This window comes from Streptomyces niveiscabiei (assembly GCF_033794345.1).
GTDB classification, from domain to species: Bacteria; Actinomycetota; Actinomycetes; order Streptomycetales; family Streptomycetaceae; genus Streptomyces; species Streptomyces niveiscabiei.
The window spans coordinates 28693-54312 of sequence record NZ_JARAYJ010000004.1 but is presented as its reverse complement, the minus strand read 5'-3'; the positions used below and the strand labels follow the sequence as shown (position 1 = coordinate 54312).

The following is a 25620-nucleotide window of genomic DNA, read 5'->3' as shown; positions in this document are numbered from 1 at the left end:
GAGGAGGTCCGGGCCATCGGCGTACCCTCAGCTCGCCGTGAACCACACGGTCGTGTCCGCCGGGACGCTCACCCCGTCGAACTCCCCGCTGGCGAGCAGGACTTGCCCGTACTCGGGAACACTCACCGCCTCCCCGGTGGTGTTGGCGAACGCCACGAACTCCCCCCGCCGGAAGGCGAGTACGCCCTCCGGCGACGGCAGCCACTCGACGGACTCCCCCGCCCCGAGGTCGGCGTGCTCGTGCCGGACGGCCAGCGCCGACCGGTACAGCTCCAGCGTCGACCCGGCCGCGCCGGTCTGCGCCTCGACGCTCAGCGGGCCCCAACTCGCGGGCTGCGGAAGCCAGCTGCCGCCCGCGCCGAAGCCGTACGACTCGCCCTCGCGGCTCCACGGGATCGGCACCCGGCAGCCGTCGCGGAACCCGTCCTGGCCGGCGCCCCGGAAGTAGGCGGGGTCCTGGCGGACCTCGTCGGGCAGGTCGACGACGTCCGGGAGGCCCAGCTCCTCGCCCTGGTAGAGGTAGGCGGAGCCGGGGAGGGCCAGCATGAGGAGCGTGGCCGCACGGGCGCGGCGCAGGCCGAGTTCGCGGTCCCCGGCGAGGCGGATCTGGGTGCCGAGGCCGGGCGCGTTGGCGAAGCGGGTGGCGTGGCGGGTGACGTCATGGTTCGACAACACCCACGTCGCCGGGGCGCCGACGGGACGCATCGACTCCAGCGTGAGGTCGATGACCTCGCGGAGCTTCGCGGCGTCCCAATCGGTGGCCAGGTACTGGAAGTTGAACGCCTGGTGCAGTTCGTCGGGGCGGACGTAGTTGGCGGTGCGCTCGACGGTCGGGGTCCACGCCTCGGCGACGAAGATGCGCTCCCCCGCGTACTCGTCGAGGACCTTGCGCCAGGCCCGGTAGATGTCGTGGACGCCGTCCTGGTCGAAGAACGGCATGACATCGTTGCCCAGGAGCTTGACCTGATCGCTGCCGCCGATGTCGGGGAGTCCGGCGGCCTTCACCATGCCGTGGGCGACGTCGATGCGGAAGCCGTCGACGCCCATGTCGAGCCAGAAGCGCAGGATGGAGCGGAACTCGTCGCCGACGGCGGGGTGTTCCCAGTTGAAGTCGGGCTGCTCGGGCGCGAAGAGGTGGAGGTACCACTCGCCGTCCGGGAGCCGGGTCCAGGCGGGCCCGCCGAAGATGGACTCCCAGTCGTTGGGGGGGAGTTCACCGTCCGCGCCCTTGCCGGGCCGGAAGTGGTAGCGCTCCCGCAGCGGCGAGCCGGGGCCCTCCTCGACGGCCCGCTTGAACCACTCGTGCTGGTCGGAGGAGTGGTTGGGGACGAGGTCGACGATGACCCTGAGGCCGAGTCCGTGCGCGTCGCGGATCAGCGCGTCGGCGTCGAGGAGCGTGCCGAACATGGGGTCGACGGCGCGGTAGTCGGCGACGTCGTAGCCGGCGTCGGCCTGCGGGGAGGCGTAGAAGGGGCTGAGCCACACGGCGTCCACGCCCAGCTCGCGCAGGTACGGGAGGCGGGCGCGCACGCCGGCCAGGTCGCCCATGCCGTCGCCGTTGCCGTCGGCGAAGCTGCGCGGATAGACCTGGTAGATCACGGCCTCGCGCCACCAGTCGGGGCGGCTCGCCTCGACGGTGGCGGTGACCTGGGCCTGGTCGGCTGCGGAGTGCTGCTGGCTCATGGCGTCCTTGTGCTGGTCGATCGGGCGGAGGGGTCGTCGTACGGATGGTTCAAGGGGCGGCCGTGGTGTCAGCGGGGTCGGAAGGACGCCACGGCCGCCTCCCCGCTCGTGACCATGGGTATCAACAACCGGCAGGCCACGAGCGGGAGTTTCGGGAAATCAGCGGGTTTTGTCGCTGAGGATCAGCCCTTTGTACCGCCCGCTGTGAGACCGGTGACCAGGTTCTTCTGGACGAGATAGAAGAACGCCGAGACCGGGATCGCGATGAGGACGGCGGTGGCGGCCATCAGGTTGCGCTGGGCGTCGTGTTCGCTGACGAAGCTCTGGAGGCCGACGGCGAGGGTGTACTTCTTGTCGTCGAGCATGAACGTCGTCGCGAAGGCGACCTCGCCGAACGCGGTGATGAAGCTGTAGAAGGCGGCAACCGCCAGTCCTGGCCGGGCGAGTGGCAGGATCAGCCGCGCGAAGGTGCCGAAGGGGCTGAGTCCGTCGACGCGTCCCGCCTCGTCGATCTCGAAGGGGATGGTGTCGAAGTAGCCCTTGAGCAGCCAGGCGGAGTACGGGACGGCGGTTGTGCAGTAGACGAGGATCAGGCCGAGGTAGGTGTCGATGAGCTGGAGGTCGGCGAGGATCTGGTACATCGGCACCATGAGGACGGTGACCGGGAACATCTGGGTGACCAGCAGCAGCCACATGAACTTGCGGTAGCCGGGGAAGCGCATGCGGGAGACGGCGTACCCGGTGGTGGCGGCGACGAAGACGCCCAGGGCGGTCGTGCCCAGGGAGACGATGAGGGAGCTCTTCAACCAGTCGAAGAAACTGGTGTGTTGAAGGACGAAGCTGTAGTTGTCGAAGGACATCTTCGACCAGATGGCGCCGGGGTGGAGGTAGTCGTCCTTGTCGGGGCCGAGCGACAGGAACACCAGCCAGGCGACCGGGAAGAGGGCGATCAGGCTCGCCACGATCAGGATGCCGTGCGAGGCGAGGGAGGCCAGCGGGCCGCTTCGGCCGCGCTGCCTGACGGGGGTGCTTGCAGCGGTGGTCACGGGGTAACTCCCTTCGCTAGAGCGCGGCTTGCGGGTCGTTGCGGTTCAGCCAGCGTCGGTAGAACGAGGTGAACACGACGAGGATGCCGAGCAGGAGGATGCCGTACGCGGCCGACTGGGCGAAGTCGCGCGGCTGTTGTCCGAAGCCGAGGTAGTAGGCCCAGGTGACGAGGATCTGCGCGTCGGGCGCGGTGTTGCCGAACAGCAGGAAGATGACGGCGAACTGGTTGAACGTCCAGATGACGCCGAGGAGTACGACGGTGGAGCTCACCGAGCGCAGGCCGGGCAGGGTGACGTACCGGAAGCGCTGCCAGGGGCTCGCGCCGTCCATCTCGGCGGCCTCGTAGAGGGAGCGGTCGATGGACTGGAGGCCGCCGAGGAGGGAGATCATCATGAAGGGGACGCCGCACCAGGTGTTGACCATGATGGCGGCGAACCGCTGCCAGAAGGTGTCCTCCAGCCACTGGGGTTGCGGCAGGTGGAGTGCGTCCAGGGCGGAGTTGATGATGCCGCTGTCCGCGAGCATGAAGCGCCAGCCGAAGACGGTGACGAACGTCGGGACCGCCCAGGGCAGGACAAGCAGGAGGCGGTAGAGGGTGCGTCCGCGGCGCTTCTGGTTGAGGAGCAGCGCGAGGCCGAGGCCGATCGTGTAGTGGAGGGCGACGCACAGGGCCGTCCAGACGATCGTCCAGATGAAGTGGGACCAGAAGCGGTCGTAGGCGGTGTCGCCCCAGAGGATGTCGGCGTAGTTGTCGAGGCCGATGAACTTGTAGGTGGCGTCGATGTGGTTGACGCCGATCGTGCGCGCGGTGTTGAGGCTGTTGGCGTCGGTCAGGGTGAGGTAGAAGCCGTAGACCAAGGGGTAGACGACGAGGACGCCGAGGACGATCGCGACGGGGGCGATCATGGCGTACGCGTACCAGTACCGGTCGTAGCTCCGTTTCAGCCGCCTGCCCAGCCCGGGCCGCGGCTCCCGTTCGCCGGGCCTCTTGCGGCCGGTGGCTCGGTCGATGGCGACTGTCATTGCGACACCTTCTGACGGTTCAGGGGTACTACGACCAGAGAGTGGGGTACTACGACCGGAGAGTTACGGCAGACCGGTGGCCGCCGGATCCCTCCCCCGCTTCTCGCGGGAATCCGGCGGCCACGCGGGGCTCACTTGCTGAAGTCGGGGACCAGTTTGGCGATGGCGGTCTCGGCGGTGGACAGGCCCGAGTCGAGGGACTCCTTGCCGCCCGCGATCTTGGGCAGTTCGGTGTCGAGGGGGCCCCACAGGGAGCTGTACTCGGGGAGCGCGGGCCGGGGCTGGGCGGCGGCCAGGACCGTCTGGTAGCCGGCGATGCCCGGGTCGGCCTTGACCTCGGCGGTGTACGCGTCGTCCCGGGTCGGCAGCGTCGAGTTCTTCAGCGCGATCGTGGCCTGGGACGTGGCGGACGTCATGAAGTTGACGAACTTCAGCGCGGCGCTCTGGTGCGACTTGTCGGAGCCCGCGTACACGGACAGGTTGTGGCCGCCGGTCGGGGCGCCCGCCTTGCCGCTGGAGCCCGCCGGGACGGTGGCGATGCCGAGGTTGGCCTTGTCCTTGAAGGCGCTGCCCTTGTAGAAGTTGGTGATCTCCCACGGGCCCTGGATGATCGCGGCGACCTTGCCGTTGACGAACGCGTCCTGGATGTGGGCGTAGGCGTCGGCGGTGGTGTCGGCCTTGTGCAGGCCCTTGCCGTCGAAGAGGGAGAGCCAGGTGCCGTACGCCTTCTTGGCGGGCGCCGAGTCGACGGTGATCTTCTTGGCGGAGGCGTCGACGGTGTCGGTGCCCTCGCCGTACAGGAAGGACTGGGCGTAGTAGGCCTGGGTGGAGCCCCAGTAGCCGTCCACGCCGGTCTTGTCCTTGATCGTCGCGGCGGCGGCCTTCAGCTCGTCCCAGGTCTTGGGGGCGGCGACGCCTGCCTTGGCGAAGAGGGACTTGTTGTAGACGAGCGCGAGCGTGTCGGTGACCAGCGGGACGCCGTACGTCTTGCCGTCGTACTTGGCCTGTTCGATCAGGTTGGGCTTGAACTTGGCCTGGTCCGCGAGGGCTTCGGTGCCGTCGAGGGGCAGGAAGTAGCCCTTCTTGGCGAACGCGGGGGTCCAGCCGACCTCGGAGCGCAGGACGTCCGGGGCGCCGGAGGCGCCGGCGGCGGTGTCGAACTTGTTCTGCGCCTGGTCGAAGGGGACGTTGACGTACTTGACCTTGACGTCCTTGTGCGCGGCCTCGAACTCCTTGATCAGCGCCTGGTAGGTGGGCGCCTCGTTCGTGGCGTTGGAGGTGTCCCACCAGGTGATGGTGGTCGGCCCCGAATTGTCGCTGCCGCTGTCGTCCCCGCCGCACGCCGTCGCCGTCAGGGCGACGGACGCCACCAGCGCGGTGGCCGCTATGCCACGCCGCATGAGTCTCTCCTTGGGTCGAAGCCCGTGCCTGCCGGGCGTCAGGGAACGTAACAAGGCTGCAAGCGTTACGAAAGGTCTTGCAGCAAAAAAGTGCAAGAAACTGTCGACGTTATCCGCGCGTGACCTGGGGCGGATCTCTGTGAGACCGTTGTTTCCAGGGGTTGGATGGGCCGTTCTGGCGTATGTAAGACTCTGCAAGCTCTTGCTGACACTTTCCCGAGGGGACGCGATGACACAGCAGCCGGGACGCGGGCGTCCTCCGGGCCGCCCGGTACAGTCCACCCCTGTGACCACACGGCTGGCCGACATCGCCGCGCAGGCGGGGGTGAGCGAAGCGACGGTCAGCCGGGTCCTGAACGGGAAGCCGGGCGTCGCCGCCACCACCCGCGAATCCGTGCTCGCCGCGCTCGACGTCCTCGGCTACGAGCGTCCGGTACGGCTGCGGCAGCGCAGCGCCGGTCTCGTCGGCCTCATCACCCCCGAGCTGGAGAACCCGATCTTCCCGGCGCTGGCGCAGGTCATCGGGCAGGCCCTCACCCGCCAGGGGTACACCCCCGTCCTCGCGACGCAGACGCCGGGCGGCTCCACCGAGGACGAGCTGACGGAGATGCTCGTCGACCGGGGCGTCGCCGGGATCATCTACGTCTCGGGGCTGCACGCGGACACCACCGCCGACATGCAGCGCTACGAGCAACTCCGCGCGCAGGGCGTGCCGTTCGTGCTCGTGGACGGGTTCTCGCCCAAGGTGCAGGCGCCGTTCATCTCGCCGGACGACCGGGCCGCGATGAGCCTCGCCGTCAGCCACCTCACCTCGCTGGGGCACACCCGGATCGGGCTCGCGCTCGGGCCCAAGCGGTTCGTGCCGGTGCAGCGGAAGATCGAGGGGTTCGTGCGCGCGATGCATGAGACCTTGGGACTACCCGCGCAGACCGTCGAGACCGACCTCGTCCAGCACTCGCTGTACACGCTGGAGGGCGGACAGGCGGCGGCGACCGCGCTCATCGAGCGGTCCTGTACGGCCGTGGTGTGCGCCAGCGACATGATGGCGCTCGGCGCGATCCGGGCCGCCCGGCAGCTCGGTCTGACCGTCCCCGGGGACGTCTCCGTGGTCGGGTTCGACGACTCCGTGCTGATCGCGTTCACCGATCCGCCGCTCACCACGATCCGCAAGCCGGTCCCGGCGATGGGGCAGGCCGCGGTGCGTACACTCCTGGAGGAGATCGGCGGCACCCCCGCGCCGCACAGCGAGTTCGTGTTCATGCCGGAACTCGTCGTACGCGGCTCCACCGCGTCGGTACCGGGGGAGCGTGCGGCTCGTACCTGAGGGGGAGGCCGACCCCGTACACGCGCCGTAGAACGTGCGGGTCCGACCAGCCCAGGGGATGATCGGGGGGCAGCGCTTTTCTGGCAGACTTTATGTCTATGGGTGACGTAACCGTGACATCTTCGGAAGGCCGGGAGACGGCCGTTCCCGCCTCCGTCACGGCCAAGTCCCGACGACGCGTGCGCAGGCCCCGGCGCCCTCGTCTCTGGTTCGAGATCCTGCTGATCGCGGTGAGTTACTGGACGTACTCGCTGATCCGCAACGCGGTCCCGGAGCAGAAGTCGCAGGCGCTGCGCAACGCCGACTGGATCTGGCGGATGGAGCAAGACCTCGGCATCGCCGTCGAGGAGTCGGTCAACCACGCCGTGAACTCGGTGACTTGGCTGATCGTGGGCATGAACTACTACTACGCGACCCTGCACTTCGTCGTCACGCTCGGGGTGCTGGTCTGGCTCTACCGCAGCCATCCCGGCCGGTACGCGGCCACGCGGCTCGTCCTGTTCGCGACCACCGCCGTAGCTCTCGTGGGGTACTACCTGTACCCCCTCGCCCCGCCCCGCCTCATGAACGGCGGCGACTTCATCGACACGGTCGTCGTGCACGAGACCTGGGGTTCGATGGCCTCCGGCGACCTGAAGAACATGTCCAACCAGTACGCCGCGATGCCGTCCATGCACATCGGGTGGTCGCTGTGGTGCGGGCTGACGATCTTCTTCCTGGCCCGCCTGCCGTGGGTGCGCATCCTCGGGCTCCTCTACCCGACGGCCACCCTGATCGTGATCGTCTCGACGGCCAACCACTTCTGGCTGGACGCCGTCGGCGGCATCCTCTGCCTGGCCTTCGGGTTCCTCGTGGCGTGGGCGGTGTACGGGGCGTCGCCGTACCGGCTGCCGCAGACGGTCGCGGCGGGCGCTCCCGCGTGGGACATCCTCAAGAGCGTCACAGCGAGGCTCTCGGGGCGGCCGGGGGCGGATTCCGGTGCTCGCGAGCCGTCCGACGACGCGACCGGAACGGCGTCCAGGACGGAGACACCTCCGGAGACCACGACCCGGGGCGGCGACTCGGCGGCGGCCCGGGGCGGGAGCCCTGCCGGGGCCCGGCCCGAGGAATCGACGGCGGCCCGGGGCGAGGGGTCGGCGGCGGCCCGGCTCTGAGCTTGGTTTTCCGCCCCTGAGGCTCCACCGCGCCCTGGGCGCACCGCCGGGGTACGCGTCTGCGGCGTGTCCCGGGCCGGGCGTGAGGCTCGGCGAGGTGTCCCGGCTCCGGGGCGCGGGCGCGCTGCCGCTGAACGAGCCGCTGGCGCCAAGGGTGTTGGCGGGGACGGCCGTGATCCTCACAGGAGTGGCCCTCACCCGCCGTAGAACAGCTCCTCCACGACTCCCCTCGCGCGCCGCGTGGTTCGCCGGTAGGCGTCCAGCATGTCCCCCACATGACCGGCCGCGTACCCCAAGTACCGCCCCACAGCGGCGAGTTCCCTGGCCTCGGTGGGGAACGTGTCTCCGGCCCGCCCCCGTACCAGCATCACCGCGTTGCGCACCCGGGACGCCAGCACCCATGCCTCGTCGAGGATCTCGGCCTCCTCCGTGCCGAGGAGTCCGGCGGCGCGGGCCGCGGCGAGGGCCTCGCGGGTGCGGGTCGTCCTGAGGCCCGGCTCGGCCCAGCCGTGCCGCATCTGGAGGAGCTGCACGGTCCATTCGACGTCGGAGAGGCCGCCGGGCCCGAGCTTGGCGTGGAGCTTGGGGTCGGCGCCGCGCGGCAGGCGTTCGGACTCCATCCGGGCCTTGAGGCGCCGGATCTCGCGCACGGCGTCGTCGCCGAGCCCCTCGGCGGGGTAGCGCAGCGGGTCGATCAGGTCGATGAACCTGCGGCCCAACTCCTCGTCACCGGCGACGGGTTCGGCCCTCAGCAGGGCCTGCGACTCCCAGACCAGCGACCAGCGGCGGTAGTACGCCTCGTACGACGTGAGCGTCCGGACCAGCGGCCCCGACCTGCCCTCCGGCCGCAGGTCGGCGTCGATGAGCAACGGCGGGTCGGCGCTGGGCACTTGGAGGAGCCGGCGCATCTCGGAGACGACCCGGTTGGCGGCCTCGGAGGCTTCGCGCTCGTCGACTCCCTCGCGGGGTTCGTGGACGAAGACGACGTCGGCGTCGGAGCCGTAGCCGAGTTCGTGTCCGCCGAAGCGGCCCATTCCGATGACGGCGAACCTGGTCGGCAGGGTGTCGCCCCAGCCGTCCCGCACGACCGAGCGCAGGGTGCCGGCGAGGGTCGCGGCGGTGAGGTCGGAGACGGCGGCGCCGACCCGGTCGACCAACGCGCCCTGGTCGGCCTCGGCGGGCTTGGTCTCGGTGCCGTAGGAGTCGACGATGTCGGCGGCGGCCGTACGGAACAGTTCCCGGCGGCGGACGCCGCGCGCCGCGTACACCCCGGCCTCGCCGCTCTCGGCGCGGCCGACGGCGGCCAGCACCTCCTGCTCCAACTGGGCGCGTCCGCGCGGCTCCAGGTCGTCGCCGTCGCCGAGGAGGGCGACCGCTTCGGGGGCGCGCAGGAGGAGGTCGGGGGCGAGGCGCCCGGCGGACAGGACGCGGGCGAGGTTCTCGGCGGCGGCGCCCTCGTCCCGCAACAGGCGCAGATACCAAGGGGTCTTGCCGAGCGCGTCGGAGACCTTGCGGAAGTTGAGGAGTCCGGCGTCCGGGTCGGCGGAGTCGGCGAACCAGCCCAACAGGACGGGCAGCAGCGTGCGTTGGATGGCCGCCTTGCGGGAGACGCCGGACGCCAGCGCCTCCAGGTGCCTGAGGGCCGCCGCCGGGTCGGCGTAGCCGAGGGCCACCATCCGCTCGCGGGCCGCCTCGGGGCTCAACCGGGCTTCGCCGGGCCCGAGCCCGGCGTACGCGTCGAGCAACGGGCGGTAGAACAGCTTCTCGTGCAGGCGCCGGACGACCCCGGAGTGGCGCTTCCACTCCTGGTTCAGCTCGGTGACCGGCTCGGACCTCATGCCGAGCGAGCGGCCCAACCGCCGCTGGTCCTCCTCGCTTTCGGGCATGAGGTGCGTGCGGCGCAGCCGGTAGAGCTGGATGCGGTGCTCCATGGAACGCAGGAAGCGGTACGCCTCGTCGAGCTGTACGGCGTCCGCGCGGCCGACGTACCCGCCCTCGGCGAGGGCCCGCAGCGCGTCCAGCGTCGTGCCGCTGCGCAGCGACGCGTCCGCCCTGCCGTGCACCAACTGGAGCATCTGGACGGCGAATTCGACGTCCCTGAGGCCGCCGGGGCCGAGCTTCAGCTCGCGGTCGACCTCGGCGGCGGGGATGTTCTCGACGACGCGGCGGCGCATCTTCTGGACGTCGGTGACGAAGTTGTCGCGCTCGGAGGCCTGCCAGACCATCGGGGCGAGCGCGTCGACGTACTGCTGTCCGAGGTCGAGGTCGCCGGCGACCGGGCGGGCCTTCAGGAGGGCCTGGAACTCCCAGGTCTTCGCCCAGCGTTGGTAGTAGGCGAGGTGGCTGCTGAGGGTGCGGACGAGGGGGCCGTTGCGGCCCTCGGGGCGGAGGTTCGCGTCGACCGGCCAGATCGTGCCCTCGACGGTGGTCTCGGAGCAGATCCGCATCATGTGCGCGGCGAGTCTGGTGGCGGACCGGATGGCCTTGCCCTCGTCGGCGCCGTCGGCGGCCTCGCCGACGAAGATGACGTCCACGTCCGAGACGTAGTTCAGCTCGTGGCCGCCGCACTTGCCCATCGCGATGACCGCGAGGCGGCAGGCGGCGGCGTCGCCGGGGGCGGCGGCGCAGGCGAGGGCGAGGGCCGCGCGCAGGGTCGCGGTGGCGAGGTCGGCGAGTTCGGCGGCCGTCTCGGTGATGTCGGTCGTGCCGCAGACGTCCCTGGCGGCGATCGACAGGAGGCAGCGGCGGTAGGCGACGCGCAGGGAGACGGGGTCGGCGGCCTCCGCGAGGCCGCGCTCGAACTCCTCCACCCCCGGGTGGAGATCCCGGGGCTCGTAGGTGACCAGGGCCTCCCAGTCGCGGGGGTGGCGGGCGAGGTGGTCGGCGAGGGCGGCGGAGGCGCCGAGCACGCCGAGGAGGCGGTCGCGCAGGGGCTTGGCCGCTATCACCGTGTCCAGCAGTCCGCGGCGGGCCGTGGGGCCGGGCTGCGCCTCCAGGAGCCGGACGAGGCCGTGCAGGGCGAGGTCGGGGTCGGCGGTGGCGCCGAGCGCTTCGAGGAGGACCGGGTCGTTGCGGACGCCGGCGAGTTCGGCGCCGTCCAGGAGGCGTTCGGCGGCGGAGGGGTCGGTGAACCCGTGCCGCAGCAGACGGGAGAAGGTACTGCTCCTGCGCCCCGGCGCCGTCATCCTCGGCCTCCTCCGTCTGATCGAGGTCGTACTCCTTGGGGATCAAGGTCGTACGCCTTCGAGACTAACCCTCAGGGGGGAGACCGACGCCGGTCCGGAGGCCGCGTCTCCTCCAACAAACGCGCCCCGGCCTCTCCGAGGACGCACCGTGGCGCCTGTACGTCCTGAACCTGCGCACGAGGCCGAGTCCGGTCAGCGGGGCGGCGGGGTCTCCGGCATCCATCAAGTAGGAAAGTTGGAGAGTTGGAAAGTTGGATTTCTGGTGTATCTTCGAAGGAGGAGAGGAGGTCACCCATGGCTACAGTGACGTTCCAGGCCAGCGTCCGCGAGAAGGGGCAGCTGACACTGCCCGCCGGCGTGCGTGAGGCGCTGGGGGTCTCCCCAGGTGACGAGCTGGAGTTCGAGATCAACGACGCGGGTGTCGTCGAGGTTCACGGACTGAGGAAGATCCGCACCGACCAGGCATGGTTCTGGACGGAGCGTTGGCAGGCGGGAGAGCGCGAAGCGAGCGAGGACATCGCGGCCGGGCGCACGGTCCGGCACGAGGACGTGGACGACATGTTCGCGCACCTCGGCGAGGAGAACTGACCCGTTGCCCACCTTCGAGACGACCGCCCGGTTCGTCCGCGACTTCCGAAAGCTCACCCCCCAGGAAAGGGCGCGGTTCGAGGACACCGTCCGGAACAAGTTCGTACCGGACGTGGCCACCGGGCAATTCCGGCCCGGTCTCCGGGTCAAACCGGTCCAGGGAGTGCGGCTCCCGGTCGGCGAACACCCCGTCATGGAAATGACGTGGGCGCCTGACGGACGTGCCACCTGGCAGTACGGCGACGAGCTCCGCAAGGGCGAACCGCACGTCATCTGGCGCCGGGTCGGCGGACACGAGATCTTCGACCCCGGTCCGTCCTGAGACCCCGAGAGGGGCCCACCGCACGATGCGGTGGGCCCCTCTCGCGCGTCAGGCACCGCTTACAGCACCGGCAAGTTCTTCCGCAGCTCGAACGCCGTGACCTCGCTGCGGTACTCCTCCCACTCCTGCCGCTTGTTGCGGAGGAAGAAGTCGAAGACGTGTTCGCCGAGGGTCTCGGCGACCAGGTCGCTGCGTTCCATCAGGGAGAGGGCCTCGCCGAGGTTCTGGGGGAGGGGTTCGATGCCCATGGCGCGGCGTTCGGCGTCGGAGAGGGCCCAGACGTCGTCCTCGGCGCCCGCGGGGAGTTCGTAGCCCTCCTCCACGCCCTTCAGGCCGGCCGCGAGGAGCAGGGCGTACGCCAGGTACGGGTTCGCGCCGGAGTCCAGGGAGCGGACCTCGATGCGGGCGGAGCCGGTCTTGCCGGGCTTGTACATGGGGACGCGGACCAGGGCGGAACGGTTGTTGTGGCCCCAGCAGATGTACGAGGGGGCCTCGCCGCCGGCGCCGGCGGTGCGCTCGGTGCCGCCCCAGATGCGCTTGTAGCTGTTGACCCACTGGTTCGTGACGGCGGAGACCTCCGCCGCGTGCTTGAGGAGGCCCGCGATGAAGGAGCGGCCGACCTTGGAGAGCTGGTACTCGGAGCCGGACTCGTAGAACGCGTTGCGGTCGCCCTCGAAGAGCGAGAGGTGCGTGTGCATGCCCGAGCCGGGGTGCTCGGAGAACGGCTTCGGCATGAACGTCGCCTGCACGCCCTGCTCCAGCGCGACCTGCTTCATGACCAGGCGGAACGTCATGATGTTGTCGGCGGTGGAGAGCGCGTCGGCGTACCGCAGGTCGATCTCCTGCTGCCCGGGCGCACCCTCGTGGTGGGAGAACTCGACGGAGATGCCCATCGACTCCAGCATGGTGATCGCCTGGCGGCGGAAGTCCATGCCGATGTTCTGGGGCGTGTGGTCGAAGTAGCCGGAGTTGTCGGCGGGGGTGGGGCGGGACCCGTCGAGGGGGCGGTCCTTCAGGAGGAAGAACTCGATCTCGGGGTGGGTGTAGAAGGTGAAGCCCAGGTCGGAGGCGCGGGCGAGGGCGCGCTTGAGGACGTACCGGGGGTCCGCGAAGGACGGCGAGCCGTCGGGCATGAGGATGTCGCAGAACATCCGGGCCGTGCCGGGCGCCTCGGCGCGCCAGGGCAGGACCTGGAACGTGGACGGGTCCGGCTTGGCGATCATGTCGGACTCGTACACGCGGGCGAAGCCCTCGATCGCCGAGCCGTCGAATCCGATGCCCTCGTCGAACGCCTGCTCAAGCTCGGCCGGGGCCACGGCCACGGACTTGAGGAAGCCCAGCACGTCCGTGAACCACAGGCGTACGAACCGGATGTCGCGCTCCTCCAACGTCCGGAGCACGAACTCCTGCTGCTTGTCCATCTTCCGCTTCCCCATCCTTGCTGGTCAGGCCGCCGGCCCCTCGTCCCTTCGGGAGGCGGTCGGGCACCCGAGCATCACACCACAACACCATTTCATGCGCGTTGCAGACCATGATCGCCCGCCCGACCCGGACCTGAACGCCTCACATACGCCAGGTGTACGACTCCGCAACCCATCTTGCCTGCTCGAACCGGTATCCGTAATGCCCGCAGGGCGTCCGTCCGGGTTCGGGGAAAACCGCTTGTGCCGCCGTCCACCCCTCCCGTAGCAACGGGCTCATGGACGGACGGCTCGGAGACCTCGGCGAGTTCTGCTGGATGGACATCAAGACACGGGACCCTCAGGGGACCGCCGCGCGGCTCTCCGCGGAGTTCGGGTGGGAGGCCGAGGGGCGGCGGGTCGGCGTGCGGGGGCGGGCGGTCGGCGGGGTGAGCGATCTCGCGGATCCGGTCTATCCCGCGGGGACGCCCGAGCATGTGGCGTACTACATCGCCGTCGAGCGGGTCGAGGAGCTGGTCGGGGCCGCCGTGGCCGGGGGTGGGCGGGTCGTTGTGGAGCCGTTCACGCTGGGGGGGGCGCGGGCGGATCGCCACGCTGGTCGATCCCGTGGGGGCCGCGTTCTCGCTGTGGGAGGGGGCCGAGGGGTGGGGGCCGACGGAGGCGGGGGCGGGGGTGCCGGTCGGGATGGTGCTGGGGGGCGGGGGGCCCGAGGAGGCGCGGCGGTTCTATCGGGGCGTGCTCGGTGTGCCGTTGCGGTGTGCCGAGTTCCGGCGGGAGGACGTCGCGGTGCCCCGGTGGGAGGCCGTCGTGCGTGGGGTGGGTGGGGATGTGTGGTTCTCTAGCGGGTGAATCGTATGTATGTGGGTATTTCGTACGTCGGTTTTCGGCCGTACGTCTCTTGGCCACGCCCGCCCTACACCACCCCCCTCCCCCCGCATTACGATCAGCCCACTCGAACGCCTCGAACACCCCCCACCGCCCCTGCCCCGAGAAGGACAGACATCCATGGGATCCGCGAAGAAGACCGGCAGTGCCGAGCGCAAGGCGCGCATAGAGGAGATGCGGCGGGCCGAGCAGGCTCGGGAGCGGCGCAACCGGCTGCTGATGGTCGCCGGGAGTGTCGTGGTCGTCGCCGGGCTGGTGGTCGGCGGGGTCTTCGTCATCCAGAAGACCAAGGACGACAACGACGCGAAGGCCGTCGCGGACGCCAAGGCGTCGGGGAAGTTCGAGGTCGGGTCGGACGGCGTCAAGACGTGGAAGGGCACGCTGGGGCGGACCCACGTGACGAAGAAGGTGACGTACCCGACCGTGCCCCCGGTCGGCGGGGATCACGCCGCGGTGTGGATGAACTGCAACGGCGACGTCTACACCAAGCCGCTGAACGACATGAACGCCGTGCACTCGCTGGAGCACGGCGCGGTGTGGGTGACGTACAACGCGAAGGCCGCGAAGGCCGACGTCGACGCGCTGGCCGAGAAGGTCAAGAAGACGCCGTACACGCTGATGAGCCCGGACGACAAGCAGGCGGACCCGATCATGCTGACGGCGTGGGGCCACCAGCGGACGGTGACCGCGGCGAGCGACCCGGACGTGGACAAGTTCTTCGAGAAGTACGTCCAGGGCGAGCAGACCCCGGAGCCGGGCGCCGCGTGCACGGGCGGGCTGGCGAAGTGAGGCTCGCACCCATCCTGACCGGCGCGGCGGTGACCGCGCTGCTCGCGGCCGGCGGTATCGCGTACGCGGTGACGCAGGACGACGGCGCGGAGAAGACGCTGTCGGTGCCCGCGGCGGACTCGGCGGACGCCGGGTTCGCGCGGGACATGGCCGTGCACCACCAGCAGGCCGTGGAGATGTCGTACATCGTGCGGGACCGGACCTCGAACGAGGAGGTGCGCAGGCTCGCTTACGACATCGCGCAGACGCAGGCGAACCAACGGGGCATGCTCATCGGCTGGTTGGACCTGTGGGGGCTGCCGAAGGTGTCCGCGCAGGCGCCGATGACATGGATGGGCATGGGCAACCTCGCGTCCGGCAAGGACGGCGCGCTGATGCCCGGGATGGCCACCAACTCCGAGCTGGACAAGCTGCGTTCGCTCAGCGGCAAGCAGGCCGAGGTGTTCTTCCTCCAGCTGATGACCGACCACCACAAGGGCGGGGTGCACATGGCCGAGGGCTGTGTCTCCAAGTGCGCGGTCGGCGTGGAGAAACGGCTGGCCCAGGGCATGGTCGCGGCGCAGGAGTCGGAGATCGGACTGATGGCGGACATGCTCAAGGAACGGGGTGCGGCGGCCAGGCCGTAGGGTTTTCCCTACAGTTCACGGAGATATCCGTCAAATCACCCCAGAAGGACGCCACTTGGCTCCCTCTTGGTCCCCGTATTCCCCTGACATGAACCGTTCATCGCGAGAGTGACCGGCACGTCGAGTGATCCGCTCTCGTCGAACCACATGACAGGGGGTCTCATGAGATCCAACCGTGCCGCGCTGCGCGCCGGAGTGAGCCTGGCGGCGACGCTGCCGATGATCGCCGGCGCGCTGGCGCTCGGGATACCCGCGGCCCACGCCGCGGACACCCCGGCCCGTGACACGCTGGCCGGGACCAAGCCGGCGTGGGCGACCCCGCGGGCCGACCGGGGCGCCACCGCGGACAGCGCCCAGGTCAACGCCCGCGTCTACCTCGCCGGGCGGGACGCGAAGGGGCTCGCCACCCTCGCGAAGTCCGTCTCCGACCCGAACTCCGCGTCGTACGGCGCCTACTTGAGCGCCCAGCAGGCGCAGTCCCGCTTCGGCGCGACCCCGGCGCAGGTGGCCGCGGTGACGGCGTGGCTGTCCCAGGCCGGCCTCCAAGTGACCGGTACGACACAGCACTACGTGTCGGTGAGCGGCGATGTCGCGTCCGCCGAGCGGGCGTTCGGCACCCAGCTGCACAACTACACGAAGAGCGGGCGCACTTACCGCGCCCCCGCCAAGGCGGCCTCCGTCCCGGCGACCCTGAACGACGCCGTCCTGACCGTCACCGGTCTCGACAACGCACCGCACCAGGCCGAGGCCAAGGACCAACTTCCGGCCCCGGAAACGGTGTTCAAGAACGCGGGCCCGTTCTCCTCGTACTACGGCTCCACCCTCGCGAAGACCCTGCCGGACGCGTACGGCGCGAAGATCCCGTACGCCGTGCAGGGTTACACCGGCAAGCAGCTGCGCGCCGCGTACGGCGCCGGCAAGTACACCGGCAAGGGCGTGCGCATCGCCATCACGGACGCCTACGCCTCCCCGACGATCGCCTTCGACGCGCAGACCTACGCCAAGGCGCACGGCGACGCGAAGTGGAAGACCGGCCAGCTGACGCAGGTGCTGCCGAAGACGTACACGGACACGACGAAATGCAAGGCGGCCAACTGGTACGGCGAGGAGACCCTCGACGTCGAGGCCGCGCACGCGGTCGCGCCGGACGCGGACGTGACGTACGTCGGCAGCGCCTCCTGCAACGACCCCGACCTGCTCGACGCGCTGAACAAGGTCGTCGACAACCACCTCGCCGACATCGTCTCCAACTCCTGGGGCGACGTCGAGGCCAACCAGACGCCGGACCTGGCCGCCGCGTACGACCAGACGTTCCAGCTCGGCGCGGTCGAGGGCATCGGCTTCTACTTCTCGTCGGGTGACGACGGGGACGAGGTCGTCAACACGGGCACCAAACAGGTCGACACTCCGGCCAACTCGGCGTGGGTGACGGCGGTCGGCGGGACCTCGCTGGCGGTCGGCAAGGGCGACACGTACCTGTGGGAGACCGGCTGGGGCACCGAGAAGGCGACCCTCGCGGCCGACGGCAAGAGCTGGGACGGGTTCCCGGGCGCGTACACCTCCGGCGCGGGCGGCGGCACCAGCAAGACCGTCCCCCAGCCCTTCTACCAGAAGGGCATCGTGCCGGACGCGCTCGCCAAGGCCAACAGCGCCGACGGCAACCGGGTCCTCCCGGACATCGCCGCGATCGCCGACCCGAACACCGGCTTCAAGGTCGGCCAGACGCAGACCTTCCCGGACGGCTCGCAGCAGTACGCCGAGTACCGCATCGGCGGCACCTCGCTCGCGGCGCCCGTCATCGCGGCCGTCCAGGCGCTCGCCCAGCAGGCGCGCGGCGGCAAGGCGATCGGCTTCGCGAACCCGCAGATCTACGCGAAGTACGGCACGAAGGTGTACCACGACGTCACCGACAACCCGACCGGCAAGGGCCTCGCGGTCGCCCGCCTGGACTTCGTCAACGGGTACGACGCGACGGGCGGCGTCACGACGTCCGTCCGCACCCTCGGCAAGGACAGCTCGCTGTCGGCCGTGAAGGGGTACGACGACGTGACCGGCGTGGGCTCGCCCGCGAAGGGCTACGTGGAGTCGTACAAGAAGAAGTAGCTCTCCAGGGGTAGAGCTCCAGTACCGGGGATGGGGTGGCGTGAGGTGGGTGACACCTCGCGCCACCCCATCGCGTCGCTCTGACGATTACACTGGAGGACGTGCCTCAACTTCGTCTCGCTCTGAACCAGATCGACTCCCGCGTCGGCGACCTCACCGGCAACGCCGAGGCGGTCCTCCGCTGGACCCGGCACTCCGCCGAGCAGGGTGCGCATCTCGTGGCGTTCCCGGAGATGGTGCTGACCGGCTACCCCGTCGAGGACCTCGCCCTGCGCTCCTCCTTCGTGGAGGCGTCCCGCGCGGCGCTGCGCTCCCTCGCCGCCCGCCTCGCCGACGAGGGCTTCGGTGAACTCCCGGTCGTCGTCGGCTACTTGGACCGCTCCGACGCCGCGCAGCCGAGGTTCGGCCAGCCGGCGGGCGCCCCGCGCAACGCGGGCGCGGTGCTGTACGGGGGCGAGGTGGCGCTGTCGTACGCCAAGCACCACCTGCCCAACTACGGCGTCTTCGACGAGTTCCGCTACTTCGTGCCCGGCGACACGATGCCGGTGATCCGGGTGCGCGGGATCGACGTCGCCCTCGCGATCTGCGAGGACCTCTGGCAGGACGGCGGCCGGGTGCCCGCCGCGCGCTCCGCCGGGGCGGGGCTGCTGCTGTCCATCAACGCCTCGCCGTACGAGCGGGACAAGGACGACACCCGGCTCGAACTGGTCCGCAAGCGGGCGCAGGAGGCCGGGTGCACGACCGCCTACCTCGCGATGATGGGCGGCCAGGACGAGCTGGTCTTCGACGGCGACTCGATCGTGGTCGACGCGAGCGGGGAGGTCATCGCGCGGGCGCCCCAGTTCTCCGAGGGCTGTGTGGTCCTGGACCTCGATCTGCCCGCCGCCTCTTCCGACGCTCCGGAGGGTGTGGTCGACGACGGGCTGCGCATCGACCGCGTAGTCCTCTCGGGGGATCCCGTCGCACCGTACGAGCCGACGATGCACGGCGCGTACGCCGAGCGCCTCGACGACGACGAGGAGGTGTACTCGGCATTGGTGGTAGGTCTCAGGGCGTACGTCGAGAAGAACGGCTTCACGTCGGTCCTCATCGGCCTCTCCGGCGGCATCGACTCCGCGCTCGTCGCGGCCATCGCCTGCGACGCGGTCGGCGCGGCCAACGTGTACGGCGTCTCCATGCCGTCCAAGTACTCCTCGGACCACTCCAAGGGGGACGCGGCGGAGCTGGCGCGGCGGACCGGCCTCAACTTCCGCACGGTGCCGATCGCGCCGATGTTCGACGCGTACATGGCGTCGACCGAGCTGACCGGCCTCGCCGAGGAGAACCTCCAGTCCCGGCTGCGCGGCACGCTCCTGATGGCCATCTCCAACCAGGAGGGCCACATCGTCCTCGCCCCCGGCAACAAGTCCGAGCTGGCGGTGGGGTACTCGACGCTGTACGGCGACTCGGTGGGCGCGTACGGGCCGATCAAGGACGTCTACAAGACGTCGATCTTCCGCCTCGCGGAGTGGCGCAACCGGGCTGCCGCCGAGCGCGGCCAGACCCCGCCGATCCCGGAGAACTCCATCACCAAGCCCCCGAGCGCGGAACTCCGCCCCGGCCAGGTCGACACGGACTCCCTCCCCGACTACCCGGTCCTGGACGCGATCCTGGAGCTGTACGTGGACCGCGACCAGGGCGCCGACGCGATCACCGCCGCCGGGTACGACCGCGAGCTGGTCGTCAGGACGCTGCGGATGGTCGACACGGCCGAGTACAAGCGGCGCCAGTACCCGCCGGGCACGAAGATCTCGGCGAAGGGCTTCGGCAAGGACCGCAGGCTGCCGATCACGAACGGGTGGCGGGAGTCGGTGTAGGCAACGCCGAGCAGCCGCGCACGACGCAGCCCGCCGACGGGGGACGATCGGCGGGCTGCGCTGTTGTGCCGGGAGTGGTTCGGTGGCCGAGTGGCTCAGCCACGCACTGGCTCAGCCACTCGGCGGATCGGTGGTTCAGTGGCTCGGTGGATCGGTGGATCGGTGGATCGGTGGCTCAGCGGATCGGTGGTTCAGTGGCTCAGCCACTCGACCACCCGGCCACCCGACCACTCGACCACCCGGCCACCCGGCCACTCGTCCACCCAGCCTCAGTGCACCGAGTGCTCCTCCCGCGGGAACGTTCCGCCCACCACATCCTCCGCGTACGCCTTCGCCGCGTCGGTCATGACCTTGCGGAGGTCGGCGTACTGCTTGACGAACTTGGGGACGCGGCCGGAGGTCAGGCCGAGCATGTCGGTCCAGACGAGGACCTGCGCGTCGGTGGAGGGGCCCGCGCCGATGCCCACCGTCGGGATGTGCAGGACCCGCGTGACCTCGGCGGCGAGCTGCGCCGGGACCAGTTCGAGGACGACGGCGAAGGCGCCCGCGTCCTGGACGGCCTTGGCGTCGCGCAGGAGCTGGGCGGCGGCCTCCTCGCCCCGGCCCTGGACGCGGTAGCCCATCGCGTTGACGGACTGGGGGGTCAGGCCGATGTGGGCCATGACGGGGATGCCGGACTCGACCAGCAGACGGATCTGCTCGTGGGACCGCTCACCCCCCTCCAGCTTGACCGCCCCCACCCCGGCCTCCTTGACCAGCCGGGTCGCCGAGCGCAGCGCCTGGACGGGGCCCTCCTGGTACGACCCGAAGGGCAGGTCGCCGACGATCAGCGACCGCGTCGTCCCGCGCACGACGGCCGCCGAGAGCATGGTCATCTCGTCGAGGGTGACGGGTACGGTCGTCTCGTAGCCGAGGTGGCAGTTGCCCGCCGAGTCGCCGACGAGGATCACGGGGATGCCGGCCTCGTCGAAGACGGACGCGGTCATCGCGTCGTACGCGGTGAGCATGGGCCACTTCTCGCCGCGCTCCTTGGCGAGGGCGATGTCGCGGACCGTGATGCGGCGGGTGCCCTTCCCCCCGTACAGCGCTTTGCTGCCGTCGGAGGGCTTGGTCTGGGCAGCCGAAAGCTGCGTCATGGCAACGGCTCCTTCTGTCATCTCGAGGCGCCCTCACGGCGTCCCCGGATCACTCCCATGGTCGCACCTGAGGACTACGGGGGCCAGAGCGCCCCCGGCGGGTAAAAGGCGGGTAAGGATTAACGATACGGATCGGTGCCGTATCGGAATGGGCCTACGCTCGGAGTATGACCACTCCCGCCGCCCCCGCAGGGCCCCGCATACCGGAAGCCGTCCACAGACGGCGCTGGGCGATCCTCGGTGTCCTGATGCTGAGCCTGCTGATCGTCGTGCTCGACAATTCGATCCTGAACGTCGCGATCAAGACCATCTCCACCCCGGCCCCGGTCGGACTCGGCGCGACGCAGAGCGAGTTGGAGTGGGCGATCAACGCCTACACCCTCGTCTTCGCCGGACTCCTGTTCTCCGCCGGGCTGTTGGGCGACCGGATCGGCCGCAAGAAGGTGCTGCTCGGCGGGCTCGCGGTGTTCGGGATCGGTTCCGCGCTGGCCGCGGAGTCCGGCTCGCCGGGTCAACTCATCGCGTTCCGGGCGCTGATGGCGCTGGGCGCGGCGTTCGTGATGCCGGCGACGCTGGCCGTCCTGATGAACGTCTTCGAGCGCGAGGAGCAGCCGAAGGCGATCGGGATCTGGGCGGGCGGCGTGGGTCTCGCCATCGCGATCGGGCCGATCACGGGCGGGGTCCTGCTGGACCACTTCTGGTGGGGCTCGGTGTTCCTGATCAACGTCCCGATCGTGCTCGTGGCGGTGGCGCTGATGGTGTGGCTGGTCCCGGACTCGCGCGACCCGAACCCCGGCCGGATCGACCCGGTGGGGGTAGTACTTTCGGTGGTCGGTCTCGTACTCCTGGTGTACGGGATCATCAAGGGCGGCGAGCTGGCCGACTTCACCGATACGACCGTGCTGGTGACGATCGTCGCGGGGCTCGCGGTGCTGACCGGGTTCGTGCTGCACGAGAAGCGCAGCGACCATCCGTCGATCGACATCACGTACTTCAAGAACAAGGTGTTCTCGGCGGCCATCGCGGCCATCGCGCTCGTCTTCTTCGCGCTGATGGGTGTGACGTTCTTCTCGGTGTTCTACACGCAGAGCGTGCGCGGCTACTCCCCGCTGGAGACGGGCCTGCTGATGCTGCCGCTGGCCGCCGCGCAGATGGTCTTCGCGCCGCGCGCCCGGCTGGTGGTCGAGCGGTTCGGGAACAAGGCGACGACGACCGGCGGGCTCGTCGTGATCGCCGGGACGCTGCTCGCGTTCGCGACGTTCGACGAGGACACGCCGATCTGGCTGCTGGAGGTCGTGTTCTTCCTCATGGGCACCGGCATGGCGCACATCATGACGCCGACGTCCGTGGTGATCATGCAGGCGCTGCCGCGCGAGAAGGCGGGCTCCGCGTCGGCCCTCAGCAACACGTTCCGGCAGGTCGGCGGCGCGCTCGGGATCGCCGTACTCGGCTCGGTGCTGTCGACGTCGTACCGGGACGGGATCGAGGACCATCTGGCGGCCGTCCCCGCCGGGCTGCGGGGGACGGCGGGCGAGTCGATCGAGGCGACGCTCGGTGTGGCGGCGAAACTCGGGCCCCGGGGGCGGGAGTTGGTGGGTCCGGCGGACGACGCGTTCCTGCACGCGATGCATGTCACCGCCGTGTGGGGGGCGGGGGTGGCGGTGATCGGCGCGGTGGTCGTGGCGCTGTTCCTGCCGGGGAAGCCGAAGGCGGACGCCCAAGGGGAGGAAAGGGCGGAGGAGTTGACGCGCAGGAGCTGAGGCGTACCCAAGATCGGCCCCGTCCCCCCGCATGAACGAAAATCCCCGGATGACCACTGACATCGGCAACGCTCCCCCGCCCCGAGGCCGTCCCCGCAGCGAGGCGGTCGAGCGCGCCATCATCGAGGGCACGATGAAGCTCCTCGAAGACGGCGTCTCCCTCGCCGAGTTGTCGATCGAGCGCATCGCCCGTACGGCCGGTGTCGGCAAGGCCGCAATCTACCGGCGCTGGAGCAACAAGGAGGAACTCTTCGTCGACGTGATCCGCGCGACGGAGCCGGTGGACCCCGAACTCCCCGGCACGTCCATGCGGGACGACCTGGTCGCCCTGCTGGAGGCCCTGCGCAGGCGGGGGCTCGCGAACCGTTCCTCGGCGATCCTCTACAGCGTGCACGCGCAGATGAAGAGCAGCCCGAAACTCTGGGCGTTCTACCACAGCGTCGTCATCGAGCCCCGTCGCCGCCTGGGCCTCGAAGTCCTGCGCAGGGGCCGGGAGAACGGCGAACTCCGCACCGACCTCGACCTGAACCTGATCAACGACCTGTTCGTCGGCCCGCTCCTGACCCGCTCGATCCTGCGCCCCGACGCGGACCTCCCGGAGGGTTTGGCGGAGGACGTCGTGGACACTCTGCTCGAAGGGCTACGACCGGCACCACCCGTACGACCCGTCAGCACACCGGAGAAACGACCGGAAAACGGCCCGCACACAGGGACACGTCCCGTCTGACCCCCGGCAGAATTCGGAATGTCCGTATTCCGTCACAGACCCCGCCGCGAGCAGCGGGAACGGAACTCCGGACGCCCCCGCCCTCGTCCAAGTCTCCACACGGCCGTCATGGGACGGCGGGATCGGAGCCGATCATCCCCTAGGGTCATACACACGGGGGACGGACGGTGTGCACGGCAGGCAGTGAGGCGACACGGTATGGCGCAGCAGGCGTACTTGACGGAGACGGCGGACGGCGGGTCGGGGCCCGAACGTCGAGGAGACCGTATCCGGCGCCTGGTGAGCCGCTTCACCTCCGGCTGGCGCGGGGACCGGCGGATCTGGCGGCGGGGGATCGTGCTCGCCGTGTTCGCGGTGTTCATCGCCGCTGTGATGGGGCTGCACTCGCACGTCCCGAACCGGTACGGCAACCTCGGCAGCCTCCTCGACACGTTCCTGCCGTGGATCGGCGTGTTCGTGCCGGTGCTGCTGGTGCTGGCGCTGGTCCGCAGGTCGGCCACGGCGCTGCTCGCGACGGTCCTGCCGGTCGCCGTGTGGCTGAACCTCTTCGGCGGCCTGGTCGTCGACCGTACGGGTGCGGGCGGTGACCTCACGGTCGCGACGCACAACGTGAACGCGGACAACGCGGACCCGGCGGGCACGGCGCGGGACGTCGCCGCGTCCGGGGCGGACGTCCTCGCCCTGGAGGAGCTGAAGGCGTCGGCGGTGCCGACGTACGAGAAGGCGCTGTCGACGACGTACCGCTATCACGCCGTCGAGGGCACGGTCGGGCTCTGGAGCAAGTATCCGATCAGTCAAGTGTCCGCCGTGGACATCAAGTTGGGGTGGACGCGGGCGATGCGGGCGACCGTGCGGACGCCCGAGGGGGAGATCGCCGTCTTCGTCGCCCATCTGCCGTCCGTACGCGTGAAGTTGAAGGCCGGGTTCACGGCCCGGCAGCGGGACAAGAGCGCCGACGCGCTCGGGGAGGCCATCTCGGACGAGCGGTTGCCGCGCAAGATCCTGCTCGGCGATCTCAACGGGACCATGAACGACCGGTCGTTGAACGCGGTGACGTCGCAGATGCGGTCGACGCAGGGGGCGGCGGGGAGCGGGTTCGGGTTCAGCTGGCCGGCGTCGTTCCCGATGGCGCGGATCGACCAGATCATGGTGCAGGGGGTGGAGCCGGTGACGTCGTGGACGCTGCCGCAGACGGGGAGCGATCACCTGCCGGTGGCGGCGCGGGTGGATCTGACCAGGAGCTAGCGGGGCGGGGCCGCGCAGGAACAACGGCGCCGGGGGCTTTGTTTCTTAGGTGAACAAAAGAACGGTACGATGAATGTACCGCTCCCGTGCGCCCCCGTGCCCTCTGCCGAAAAGGTTGCTCCGCCATGCCCCTCGCCCTGCTCGCACTCGCCATCGGCGCGTTCGGCATCGGCACCACCGAGTTCGTGATGATGGGCCTGCTGCCCGACGTCGCCGACGACCTCGGTATCTCCGTCCCCAGCGCCGGTCACCTCGTCTCCGCGTACGCGCTCGGCGTCGTCATCGGCGCGCCGCTGCTCGCGGCGGTCACGGCCCGGATGGCCCGCCGCAAGGTCCTGATCGGCCTGATGGTCCTCTTCGTGGCGGGCAACGCGCTGTCCGCGTTCGCGCCCGGGTACGACTCGCTGCTCGCCGCGCGCTTCCTGAGCGGCCTGCCGCACGGGGCGTTCTTCGGCGTCGGCGCGGTCGTCGCGACGACCCTGGTCGCCCCCGAGCGCAAGGCCCGCTCCGTCTCCCTGATGTTCCTGGGCCTCACGATCGCCAACATCGCGGGCGTCCCCGTCGCGACCCTCATCGGCCAGCATCTCGGCTGGCGGGCCACGTTCCTCGGCGTCAGCGTGATCGGCCTGGTGGCGATCGCGTCGCTGGCGGCGCTGATTCCGTACGACCGTGAGGCGCCCGTTCCCTCCGCCGGGCTCCGCGGTGAGCTGGCGGCGCTCAAGTCGCTCCCCGTCTGGCTCGCGCTCGGCACGACCGTCGCCGGGTTCGGGGCGCTGTTCTCCGCGTACAGCTACGTCACGCCGATGCTGACGGACTCCGCCGGGTTCGCCGAGTCCAGCGTGACGCTGCTGCTGGCGCTGTTCGGGGTCGGGGCGACGGTCGGGAACCTGGTGGGTGGACGCCTCGCGGACCACTCGCTGCGGCGGACGCTGTTCGGCGGCATGGCGTCCCTCGCCGGTGTGCTGGCCCTGTTCCCGGTGCTGATGTCGGCGCAGTGGAGCGCGGCACTCGCCGTGACGCTGCTGGGCGTCGCCGCGTTCGTCACGGGGTCGCCGCTTCAGATGATGGTGATGGAGAAGGCGTCCGCGGGTCCTTCGCTGGCGTCCTCCGCGAACCAGGCGGCGTTCAACTTGGCCAATGCCGGGGGCGCTTGGATCGGGGGGCTGGCTCTGGCGGCCGGCTTCGGGGTGACGTCTCCGGCGGTGGCGGGGGCCGCGCTTGCCGTGCTGGGGCTGGGAGTCGCGGGGGTCGCGTACGGGGTGGATGTGCGGCGGGGGCCGCGGGTCGGGCACGAGCGGGTGGTGGCCGGTCACATGCCGGAGCAGGTGGAAGCCGTACGGCACTGA

General features: G+C 70.2%; 20 protein-coding genes. 13 read left to right on the top strand and 7 right to left on the bottom strand.

Going from position 1 to position 25620, the window contains the following annotated elements; genetic code table 11:
• Window positions 1-27 precede the first annotated feature (27 nt).
• From PV682_RS06560 to PV682_RS06545, 4 genes are all read right to left on the bottom strand, one after another.
• Window positions 28-1683, bottom strand: a complete 1656-nt coding sequence (locus tag PV682_RS06560) for a glycoside hydrolase family 13 protein (RefSeq protein WP_319724976.1) — start codon at window positions 1681-1683, stop codon at window positions 28-30.
• A gap of 182 nt (window positions 1684-1865) precedes the next feature.
• Window positions 1866-2729 (bottom strand): sugar ABC transporter permease, encoded by an 864-nt coding sequence (locus tag PV682_RS06555; protein ID WP_319724974.1) that lies wholly within the window; start codon window positions 2727-2729, stop codon window positions 1866-1868.
• Between the two features lie 16 nt (window positions 2730-2745).
• Window positions 2746-3753 (bottom strand): carbohydrate ABC transporter permease, encoded by a 1008-nt coding sequence (locus PV682_RS06550; RefSeq protein WP_319724972.1) that lies wholly within the window; start codon window positions 3751-3753, stop codon window positions 2746-2748.
• 131 nt (window positions 3754-3884) lie between these two features.
• Window positions 3885-5153, bottom strand: a complete 1269-nt coding sequence (locus PV682_RS06545) for an extracellular solute-binding protein (protein ID WP_319724970.1) — start codon at window positions 5151-5153, stop codon at window positions 3885-3887.
• A 286-nt stretch (window positions 5154-5439) separates the two neighbouring features.
• Between PV682_RS06545 and PV682_RS06540 the strand changes: the two genes are divergently transcribed.
• Complete coding sequence (locus tag PV682_RS06540) at window positions 5440-6477, top strand: LacI family DNA-binding transcriptional regulator (RefSeq protein WP_319724968.1); 1038 nt, start codon at window positions 5440-5442, stop codon at window positions 6475-6477.
• A gap of 98 nt (window positions 6478-6575) precedes the next feature.
• Complete coding sequence (locus PV682_RS06535) at window positions 6576-7631, top strand: phosphatase PAP2 family protein (RefSeq protein ID WP_319724966.1); 1056 nt, start codon at window positions 6576-6578, stop codon at window positions 7629-7631.
• 194 nt (window positions 7632-7825) lie between these two features.
• Here PV682_RS06535 and PV682_RS06530 read toward each other — a convergent pair whose 3' ends face one another.
• Window positions 7826-10816: a bifunctional [glutamine synthetase] adenylyltransferase/[glutamine synthetase]-adenylyl-L-tyrosine phosphorylase gene (locus PV682_RS06530; RefSeq protein WP_319724964.1), complete on the bottom strand. Its 2991-nt coding sequence runs from the start codon at window positions 10814-10816 to the stop codon at window positions 7826-7828.
• 294 nt (window positions 10817-11110) lie between these two features.
• Here PV682_RS06530 and PV682_RS06525 point away from each other — a divergent pair, with 294 nt between their 5' ends.
• Both PV682_RS06525 and PV682_RS06520 read left to right on the top strand, forming a co-directional pair.
• A complete protein-coding gene (locus PV682_RS06525) occupies window positions 11111-11404 on the top strand; it encodes an AbrB/MazE/SpoVT family DNA-binding domain-containing protein (RefSeq protein WP_319724962.1) in 294 nt (97 codons plus the stop codon).
• Between the two features lie 4 nt (window positions 11405-11408).
• Window positions 11409-11726: a hypothetical protein gene (locus PV682_RS06520; RefSeq protein WP_319724960.1), complete on the top strand. Its 318-nt coding sequence runs from the start codon at window positions 11409-11411 to the stop codon at window positions 11724-11726.
• Window positions 11727-11785: 59 nt separating this feature from the next.
• On the opposite strand, the gene glnA is transcribed toward PV682_RS06520, so the two are convergent.
• The gene (gene glnA, locus PV682_RS06515; protein ID WP_109362637.1) at window positions 11786-13147 is read right to left on the bottom strand and encodes a type I glutamate--ammonia ligase; all 1362 of its coding nucleotides are present in this window, start codon (window positions 13145-13147) and stop codon (window positions 11786-11788) included.
• A gap of 474 nt (window positions 13148-13621) precedes the next feature.
• Here glnA and PV682_RS06510 point away from each other — a divergent pair, with 474 nt between their 5' ends.
• The 5 genes from PV682_RS06510 to PV682_RS06490 all read left to right on the top strand — a co-directional run bounded on the left by PV682_RS06510 (window position 13622) and on the right by PV682_RS06490 (window position 19406).
• The gene (locus PV682_RS06510; RefSeq protein ID WP_319724957.1) at window positions 13622-13996 is read left to right on the top strand and encodes a hypothetical protein; all 375 of its coding nucleotides are present in this window, start codon (window positions 13622-13624) and stop codon (window positions 13994-13996) included.
• Between the two features lie 156 nt (window positions 13997-14152).
• Window positions 14153-14821 carry a DUF3105 domain-containing protein gene (locus PV682_RS06505; RefSeq protein ID WP_319724955.1) on the top strand — a complete coding sequence of 223 codons (669 nt, stop codon included), beginning with the start codon at window positions 14153-14155 and terminating at the stop codon, window positions 14819-14821.
• Entirely contained in the window at window positions 14818-15447 is a 630-nt protein-coding gene (locus tag PV682_RS06500) for a DUF305 domain-containing protein (protein WP_319724954.1), read from the top strand. The genes PV682_RS06505 and PV682_RS06500 overlap by 4 nt, the downstream gene beginning before the upstream one ends.
• 162 nt (window positions 15448-15609) lie before the next feature.
• Entirely contained in the window at window positions 15610-17550 is a 1941-nt protein-coding gene (locus PV682_RS06495; RefSeq protein WP_319724952.1) for a S53 family peptidase, read from the top strand.
• Between the two features lie 101 nt (window positions 17551-17651).
• Window positions 17652-19406 carry an NAD+ synthase gene (locus tag PV682_RS06490; RefSeq protein ID WP_319724950.1) on the top strand — a complete coding sequence of 585 codons (1755 nt, stop codon included), beginning with the start codon at window positions 17652-17654 and terminating at the stop codon, window positions 19404-19406.
• Window positions 19407-19675: 269 nt separating this feature from the next.
• Here the strand turns inward: PV682_RS06490 and panB are convergent, their stop codons facing one another.
• Window positions 19676-20542: a 3-methyl-2-oxobutanoate hydroxymethyltransferase gene (gene panB / locus PV682_RS06485; RefSeq protein WP_319724948.1), complete on the bottom strand. Its 867-nt coding sequence runs from the start codon at window positions 20540-20542 to the stop codon at window positions 19676-19678.
• Between the two features lie 167 nt (window positions 20543-20709).
• Here panB and PV682_RS06480 point away from each other — a divergent pair, with 167 nt between their 5' ends.
• From PV682_RS06480 to PV682_RS06465, 4 genes are all read left to right on the top strand, one after another.
• Window positions 20710-22302: an MFS transporter gene (locus PV682_RS06480; protein WP_319724946.1), complete on the top strand. Its 1593-nt coding sequence runs from the start codon at window positions 20710-20712 to the stop codon at window positions 22300-22302.
• A 49-nt stretch (window positions 22303-22351) separates the two neighbouring features.
• Window positions 22352-23029: a TetR/AcrR family transcriptional regulator gene (locus PV682_RS06475; protein WP_319724944.1), complete on the top strand. Its 678-nt coding sequence runs from the start codon at window positions 22352-22354 to the stop codon at window positions 23027-23029.
• A gap of 198 nt (window positions 23030-23227) precedes the next feature.
• Window positions 23228-24274 carry an endonuclease/exonuclease/phosphatase family protein gene (locus PV682_RS06470; protein WP_319724942.1) on the top strand — a complete coding sequence of 349 codons (1047 nt, stop codon included), beginning with the start codon at window positions 23228-23230 and terminating at the stop codon, window positions 24272-24274.
• A 125-nt stretch (window positions 24275-24399) separates the two neighbouring features.
• Window positions 24400-25620 carry an MFS transporter gene (locus tag PV682_RS06465; protein WP_319724940.1) on the top strand — a complete coding sequence of 407 codons (1221 nt, stop codon included), beginning with the start codon at window positions 24400-24402 and terminating at the stop codon, window positions 25618-25620.